The 7,811-nt window shown below is 71.7% G+C and carries 7 protein-coding genes; 1 reads left to right on the top strand and 6 read right to left on the bottom strand.

Annotated elements, in window-relative coordinates; translation table 11 throughout:
- Nucleotides 1-193: 193 nt before the first annotated feature.
- From EYA84_RS21720 to EYA84_RS21745, 6 genes are all read right to left on the bottom strand, one after another.
- Entirely contained in the window at nt 194-730 is a 537-nt protein-coding gene (locus EYA84_RS21720) for a hypothetical protein (protein WP_131054891.1), read from the bottom strand.
- A gap of 2 nt (nt 731-732) precedes the next feature.
- Complete coding sequence (dnaG, locus tag EYA84_RS21725) at nt 733-2,592, bottom strand: DNA primase (protein WP_131054892.1); 1,860 nt, start codon at nt 2,590-2,592, stop codon at nt 733-735.
- Between the two features lie 110 nt (nt 2,593-2,702).
- On the bottom strand, nt 2,703-4,343 hold the full coding sequence (locus EYA84_RS21730) for a BCCT family transporter (RefSeq protein ID WP_131054893.1): 1,641 nt from the start codon (nt 4,341-4,343) through the stop codon (nt 2,703-2,705).
- 202 nt (nt 4,344-4,545) lie between these two features.
- Entirely contained in the window at nt 4,546-5,391 is an 846-nt protein-coding gene (locus EYA84_RS21735; protein ID WP_131054894.1) for a siderophore-interacting protein, read from the bottom strand.
- A gap of 190 nt (nt 5,392-5,581) precedes the next feature.
- On the bottom strand, nt 5,582-6,823 hold the full coding sequence (locus EYA84_RS21740; protein ID WP_131054895.1) for a deoxyguanosinetriphosphate triphosphohydrolase: 1,242 nt from the start codon (nt 6,821-6,823) through the stop codon (nt 5,582-5,584).
- Nucleotides 6,820-7,173, bottom strand: a complete 354-nt coding sequence (locus EYA84_RS21745) for a VOC family protein (protein ID WP_131054896.1) — start codon at nt 7,171-7,173, stop codon at nt 6,820-6,822. Before EYA84_RS21745 ends, EYA84_RS21740 begins: the two co-directional genes overlap by 4 nt.
- A gap of 306 nt (nt 7,174-7,479) precedes the next feature.
- Here EYA84_RS21745 and EYA84_RS21750 point away from each other — a divergent pair.
- On the top strand, nt 7,480-7,811 hold a 332-nt coding region (locus EYA84_RS21750; RefSeq protein WP_236145894.1), incomplete at its 3' end, for a roadblock/LC7 domain-containing protein.

Here is a 7,811-nt window from a genome sequence, read left to right on the forward strand (position 1 = left end):
ACACCACCCACCCCCGCGCCCCACCCGACCCGCACGTCGATCATGGAGTTATGGCACCCGGAAGGATGTGTTTTGCCCTCGTTCGTCCTCGCCACAAGTCCATGATCGGCGTGACGGGCGCCCGCGGCGGACGGCGAGGCGGACGGCGAGGCGGACGGCGCGGACAGCCGCCGGAGCAGGGCGGCCGGGTGGGTCAGAGGTCGGTGGGGGTGGTGGCGGCGCGGGCGGCGGCGACGAGGTGATCGGTCTCGGCGAGCACGGCCGGGTCGTCGCTGGGGGTGCCGGGGTCGTAGCGGACCATCCAGGACAGGCCGTCGACGCCGGACACCCGCCGGCCGACGATCCGACCAGCGCCGCCGGGCACGGCGTGGTGCTGGGTGTACGCCACCGACTTGGTGACCCGGGCCCGGATCTGGTGCGGCAGCTCACCGGGGTCGAGCAGCAGGTAGCGCTCGGCCGGACAGTCGGCGACCACCACGTACCCGTCCCGTTCGGCGACCTGCTCACCGGGGGTGACGGTCAACTCGCGGCCCGACCAGACCGCCTTGACGATGTCGTGCCAACCGACCCGGTGGCCGCGTCCGGGCAGCCAGAGCCCGAGGTTGGTGGCCACCACCACGCCGTCTCCCTCGCCGTTGCCGGCGGCGGACCAGGCCAGCACCCGCTCGTCGCGCTCCAGCGGTGGCCGGTCGGCCGGTGGCAGCTTCGGTCGGCGGCGGAACAGTCCCATCTCTACAACCCTCCTGCCGCCTGCTCGCGCAGCGCGCGGGCGTGCTGTTCCAGCGACAGCAACTCACCGAACGTGGCGAAGTACTCGTCCTTGTTGTTGACCGGGTTGATCCGCTGGATCCGCGACTTGAGGTCCCGGATGCGGGCGGTCACCGAGCCCCACTGGAGGCGGGCCATGGTGATCGAGACGTATCTCGGGTCGGGCTCGCCGTCGATCCGCAACGGCTCCACGGCCAGCTCACCGACGAGGGCCTGGGCCGCCAGGTCGGTGCAGGCGTCCCGGACCGACTCGATCCACACCGCGCCACCGGCCGCCGACGCGGCTCCGCCGGCCGCCGACACCGCCTCCCGGACCACCACGTGCACCGGGTGCCGGTAGTCGCTCGCCTCGACCGCGTCGAACATCGGCCCGGCCAGCGCCGGCTCCTGGAGGGCGAGCTTGAGCGCCTCCCGCTCGACCATCGACTGCGGGCTGTCCACCGTCGGCTCGGCACGGGCGGTACGCGTCGGCGCCTCCGCCGGACGCCCCGAGGCGGCGGCCAGCACCGCCCGCTGCACCGGCTCGATCTCCATGCCGAGGTCCCCGGCGAGCTTGCGCACGTACTCGGGACGTTTCTCCTGGTCCTTGAGCTTCGCCACCAGCGGGGCGGCGCGGCGCATCGCCTCCACCCGACCGTCCACAGTGTCCAGGTCGAAACGGTTGAGCATGTGCCGCAGCGCGAAGTCGACGAGCGGCTCGCGGCGGGCCACCAGGTCGCGTACGGCCAGGTCGCCCTTTGCCAGGCGCAGCTCGCACGGGTCCATGTTGTCCGGGCTGACGGCGATGAAGGTACGCCCGACGAACCGCTGGTCGTCCTCGAAGGCCCGCAGTGCCGCCTTCTGGCCGGCGGCGTCCCCGTCGAAGGTGAAGATGATCTCGCCCGCCACCGCGTCGGTGTCCAGCAGCAGCCGACGCAGGACGCCGATGTGGTCGGCGCCGAACGCGGTGCCGCAGGTCGCCACGGCGGTCGGCACGTCGGCCAGGTGGCAGGCCATCACATCGGTGTACCCCTCGACCACCACCACCCGGCCCTGCTTGGCGATCTCCCGTTTGGCCTGGTCGATGCCGTAGAGCACGTGCGACTTCTTGTAGATCGGCGTCTCGGGGGTGTTCAGGTATTTCGGGCCGTCGTCGTCCTCGAACAGCTTGCGGGCACCGAAGCCGATCACGTCGCCGGTGAGGTCGCGGATCGGCCAGAGCAGCCGACGCCGGAACCGGTCGATCAGGCTGCCCGAGCGGGCCGGTCGGGACAGCCCGGCGGTGACCAGCTCGTCGTGGGTGAACCCGCGCTGGCGCAGGTGCTTGGTGAGCGGGTCCCAGCCCTCCGGGGCGAAGCCGCAGCCGTACCGCTCGGCGGCGGCGCGGTCGAACCCCCGCTCGGCCAGGAACTCCCGTGCGGTCCGCGCCCCGGCGGTGGTGAGCTGCGCGGTGTAGAACTCCACGGCGGCGGCGTGCGCGGCGACGAGCCGCTGCCGCTGGCCCTGCTGCGGGCGGGTACGCGGGGTGGAGCGGTCGTCCTCGATATACCGCAGTTGCACACCGGCCCGTTCGGCGAGCCGCTCCACCGACTCGACGAAACTGAGGTGCTCGGCGTCCATCAGGAACTTGATCGCGTCGCCGCCCGCGCCGCAGCCGAAGCAGTACCAGACGTTACGGGCGGGTGAGACGTTGAACGAGGGGGACTTCTCGTCGTGGAACGGGCAGAGCCCCTTGAGGTTGCCGCCGCCGGCCGATCGGAGCGTCACCGTGTCGGAGATGACCTCGGCGATGGAGGTCCGCTCGCGGACCAACGCGATGTCCTCGTCCCGGATCCGCCCCGCCATGTCGCCACCCCCTCGGGCTACATCCTGCCCTGCCCCACCGACGGTGTAAGGAAGGGCCCCCTGCTAACGCCTGCGGTATAGCAGGGGTCCCCTCCTCACACCCCCAAGGATCAGCGGGGACGACGGCGGAGGTAGCGCCGGACGGGCGGCGAGTCCTCCTCCTCGTACGAACGGGCGGTGCGCACGGCGGCCGCCAGGCCGGATCGCGGGGTACGGAACGGCGGCGCGAGCAGCGGATCGTCGGACATGTCCTTGACCAGCGCGGCGGCCAGCCCGAGCATCACCACCACGAACGGCAGGGCGATCATGATGGTGGCCTGTTGCAGGGCGTCCAGTCCACCGGCGAGCAGCAGCACGGCGGCGACCGCGCCGATCAGCACACCCCAGGAGACCACCAGCACCCGGTGCGGCCGCAGCGAGCCCCGCGAGGTCAGCGAGCCGAGCACCAACGAGGCCGAGTCGGCACTGGTGACGAAGTACAGCGCGATGAGCACCATGGCCAGGACGCTGGTCAACGCTGCCAGGGGAAGCGCGTCGAGCAGGCCGAACAGCGCCTGTTCGCTGCTCGCGGCGACGTCGGCCACCAGGTCACGGGTGCCGGTGCTCTGGATCCGCAGCGCGCTGCCGCCCATGATCGCGAACCACACGGCGCTGGCGCCGCTGGGCACCAGCAGGACGCCGATCAGGAACTGCCGGACCGTACGGCCCCGGGAGATCCGGGCGATGAAGGTACCGACGAACGGCGCCCAGGAGATCCACCACGCCCAGTAGAAGATGGTCCAGTCACCGAGCCACGCAGGGTCCGAGAAGGCACCGGTACGGGTGGACATCACCACCAGGTCGTCGAGGTAGTTCCCGATCGAGGCGGGCAGCACCTCCAGCGTGTAGACGGTCGGACCGACCACGAACACGAAGAACATCAGCCCCAGGGCGAGCAGCACGTTGGTGGTGGAGAGCCACTTGATGCCCTTGTGCAGGCCGGTGAAGGCGGAGATCACGAACGCCAGGGTGAGTGCGCCGATCACCACCAGTTCGACGGCGGTGCTGTCCGGGACGCCCACCACCAGGTCGAGGCCGGCGGCGACCTGGAGAGCGCCGAGGCCGAGGCTGGTGGCCGAGCCGAAGACGGTGGCGAAGACGGCCAACAGGTCGATCGTCCGGCCGAGACCGCCGTCGGCCCGATCGCCGATCAGTGGCCGGAACGCGGCCGAGATGGTGCCCTTCCGGCCCTTACGGAAGGTCGAGTACGCCAGCGCCAGCGCCACCACCGCGTAGATCGCCCAGGGGTGCAGCGTCCAGTGGAACAGCGTGTACTGCATTGCCGCCCCGGCAGCCGCCTCGGTCTGCGGTTCGACGCCGCTCGCCGGTGCCGGGGTGGTGAAGTGCTGGATGGGCTCGGCGACGGCGAAGAAGACCAGGCCGATACCCATACCGGCGCTGAACATCATGGCGATCCAGGCCAGGGCGCTGAACTCCGGCTCCTCGTCGTCCTTCCCGAGCCGGAGTCGACCGAACCGGGAGAACGCCATCACCACCGCGAGCACCAGGAACGCGTTGGCCGCGACGACGAAGAACCAACCGAACGTGTCGATCACCCAGCCCAGGCCGGATTCACCGAAGCTCGCCAGCGAATCGCGGGCAAGTACTCCCCAGACCACTACGGCCAGCACCCCACCGACGCCGAGCCCGAGTACGACCCGGTCGATCTCGCCCGCCCGCTGGCGGGTTTGCTGCGGTATTTCGTCGCTCATGGTCACCCCGAACCAATCCTCCGGTTCCCGCGCCGCCGCGTGCCGCAATCAGCACGAATCACCCTGGTGTGACCAGGAGCTCGGCGACACAATGCTGATGATCGCCGACAAACGGGGCACTAACGGAGAGTTCGGGCACCTCGAACCCTATTGGATCATGACGCTAACAGGATCCGAGGAAAAAGGCTCGTCAAGACCTTGATCAACCGACCGGGACCGGAACCGGGGCCTGCTCGTCGAGATCGACCTGCCGGTTCCAGTCGGACTTGCTGGCCCGCCAGCCCTCGTCGTCCAGGCCCCGCCGCCAGTAGCCGGAGATGGAGAGCGCGTCGCGCGGCACACCCCGTTCCACCCGCAACAGCTTGCGCAACTGGCGGACGAAACCCGCCTCGCCGTGCACGAACGCCTGCACCGCACCGGGCGGGAAGTCCAGCCCGCGTACGGCGTCGACAAGCGCCTCGCCCACCGGCCGGGCACCCCGGTGCAGCCAGGTCACCGCCACCGCGCCGGGGCTGGGCAGCGGCTGCTCGTCGAGTGGGCCGTCGACCTCCAGGAAGACGTACGCCGGCACGCCGGCCGGCAGCCGGGCCAGCGACGCGGCGATCGCCGGCATCGCGCTCTCGTCGCCGACCATCAGGTGCCAGTCCGCCTCCGGGCTCGGCGCGTACGCCCCGCCGGGGCCGACGAACAGCACCTCGTCGCCGGGGCGCACAGCCGCGGCCCACGGCCCGCCGAGCCCCTCGTCGCCGTGGTGCACCACGTCCACGGTCATCTCCCCCGCCACCGCGTCCCAGTTCCGGACCGTGTACGCCCGCAGCCGGGGGTAGTACTCCCGGGGCTGCTCGCGGCGGATCGCGGCGAGGTCCATCGGGCGCGGGTAGTCGACCCCGTCGACCGGAAACACGATCTTGATGTAGGTGTCGGTGTACTCGCCGAGCGGCAGCCCGACGAGTTCCTCCCCACCCAGCACCAGCCGGATCACGTGCGCGGTGGGCCGCCCGGTGCGCAGCACGCGGGCGGTGGTGACCTTGATCGGGCGCTCCGTCATCTGGTTAGGCTAACCTAACTAACCCGGTGGTCGTCCACCCCGGTACCCGATCCCCACCCCCGACCGCCCCCGACGGCGCGCGACGGGGTGTGGTGTTAGGAGGGGTCCCTTCCTATACACCAGGCGTTAGCAGGGGACCCTTCCTTACACCGCACCCCCTTGCACCGCACCCCCTTACACCGCGCACCCCTTACGTCGCGCTCCGGTCGAGCAGGCGGGCGTGCCAGGCGAGCGCCGCCGGATCCGTCAGCGACGCCACCTGGTCGATGACCACCCGCAACCGGGCGGCGTCGTCCGGCGCGGAACGCCACCACGGTGCGAACACCGGGTCGAGCAGATCCGGCGCCCGCCGCGCCAGCGCCGCCACCAGGTCGGTGAGGATCTCCCGCTGCCGCTGGTAGTGCTGCGACGCGCCGGGACGGCGCATCACGTACCGCAACGCGATGCCCTTGAGCAGCGCGCACCGGGCCCGCAGCGGCCGGGGTACGACGAGGTCGGCCTCGTACCGGCGGTGCGGCCCGGGGCCGTACCGGTCGGTGGTGGCCGACACGGCGGTCGCTACGAGACGGCCGGTCAGCACGCTGGTGGTGGCCTTGAGCGCGGCCTGCGCCCGATGGCTGCCGTCGTACCCGGCCAGCGGCGCGAACACCGGGTCGGCCAGCAGCTCCAGCAACACCTGACCGAGGTGGTCGGGGGACTCGGTGGAGTAGACGGCGGCCACGTCGGCGCAGAGCGCGGCCCGCTCGTCGGCGTCGACCCGCAACGGCTCCAGGGTCAGGTACCCGCCGTGGATGGCGTCCTCGACGTCGTGCACCGAGTACGCCACGTCGTCGGCCCAGTCCATCACCTGCGCCTCCAGGCAGCGCCGCTCGCCGGCCGGGCTCCCCTCCCGCAGCCAGTGGAAGACCGGCAGGTCGTCGGCGTACACGCCGAACTTGCGCTGGCCCGGTCGGCGCGTCCACGGGTACTTGCCGACGGCGTCCAGCGCGGCGCGGGTCAGGTTCAGTCCGGCGGAGGTGCCGTCGGCGGCGTACACCTTGGCCTCCAGGCGGGTGAGCACGCGCAGCGTCTGCGCGTTGCCCTCGAAGCCGCCGCAGTCGGCGGCGACCACGTCCAGCGCCGCCTCGCCGTTGTGCCCGAACGGCGGGTGCCCCAGGTCGTGGGCGAGCCCGGCGGTGTCCACCACGTCCGGGTCGCAGCCGAGCCGCGCGCCCATCTCGCGGGCGATCTGCGCCACCTCCAGCGAGTGGGTCAGCCGGGTACGCAGGAAGTCGTCGGTGCCGGCCGCGTGCACCTGGGTCTTGGTGGCGAGCCGGCGGAACGCCGCCGAGTGCAGCACCCGGGCCCGGTCCCGCTCGTACGGCGACCGGCCGTGACCGGCGTCCTTGGCCGGCTCCGCCACCCAGCGCGCCTCGGCGCCGTCAGCGTTCAATCCCCCGCCTGCCGCAGGACGCAGAACTCGTTGCCCTCGGGGTCCGCGAGCACGGTCCAGTCGTCGCCGTCCTGGCCGACGTCCACGTGCCGGGCTCCCATGTCGACCAACCGCTCCACCTCGGCCTCCCGGTCGGCCGGGCGCAGGTCGAGGTGCAACCGGTTCTTGCCCTCCTTGACCCCGGTCCCGCGCACGAAGAGGATGCCGGGCAGCCGGTCGGCGGACTGCCGGATCTCCGCCTCGTGCGCCAGCTCGCGCACCACCTGGTAGTCGAGCGCCTCGGCCCACCAGCGGGCCAGCCTGCCCGGGTCGCGCGCGTCCACGGTCAGATGCGTCCAGACGCTGGTCATGCCGGCACCACCGGCCGGCCGTCGGCACGACTTCCCAGCAGTGCGGTACGCGGTTCCATCCGGCCACCCTTCGCGACGACGGTCCACGGGCGAGCCCAGGTTACGCCCGCCCGGCCGCCGGGGCCCGGCCACGACGTGCCCCTGTCGTGGTCACATCCTCCGATCAGTCGAGAGTTGCCGACCGATTGCCGACGGTCACGGGATCGCCTAATTTGACGCCGACAGGTAGCGTCGCCACTGCGGAACGTCACCTGTTGAGGCGGAGACACGACCGGTGGGAGAGACACGCTCGTGAACGCGGAAACGATGATGGGCACCGAATTGCGCGGGCTGCGTCGCCGCCGCCCCGAGATCGCCGGCGTCGTCCTCGCCGGCATGGACGGCCTGCTGATCTCCAGCGACCTGCCCACGACCGACGCCACCCACCTCGCCGCCCTGGCCGCTGCCAGCTTCGGACTCGGTCACCGGATGGCCACCACGGTCCGACGGGGAGAGTTCCACGAATCCGTGGTGCACACCGCCGCCGGTTGCGTGGTCACCTACCCCGCCGGCCGGGACGCCCTGTTGACCCTGGTCGCCGAGCCGGGCGCGGACCTGGTCGCGCTGCGCGAGGAGGCCCGGGGCCTGGTCTCCCGTGC

It is taken from the genome of Verrucosispora sp. SN26_14.1, from assembly GCF_004307965.1.
GTDB lineage: Bacteria > Actinomycetota > Actinomycetes > Mycobacteriales > Micromonosporaceae > Micromonospora.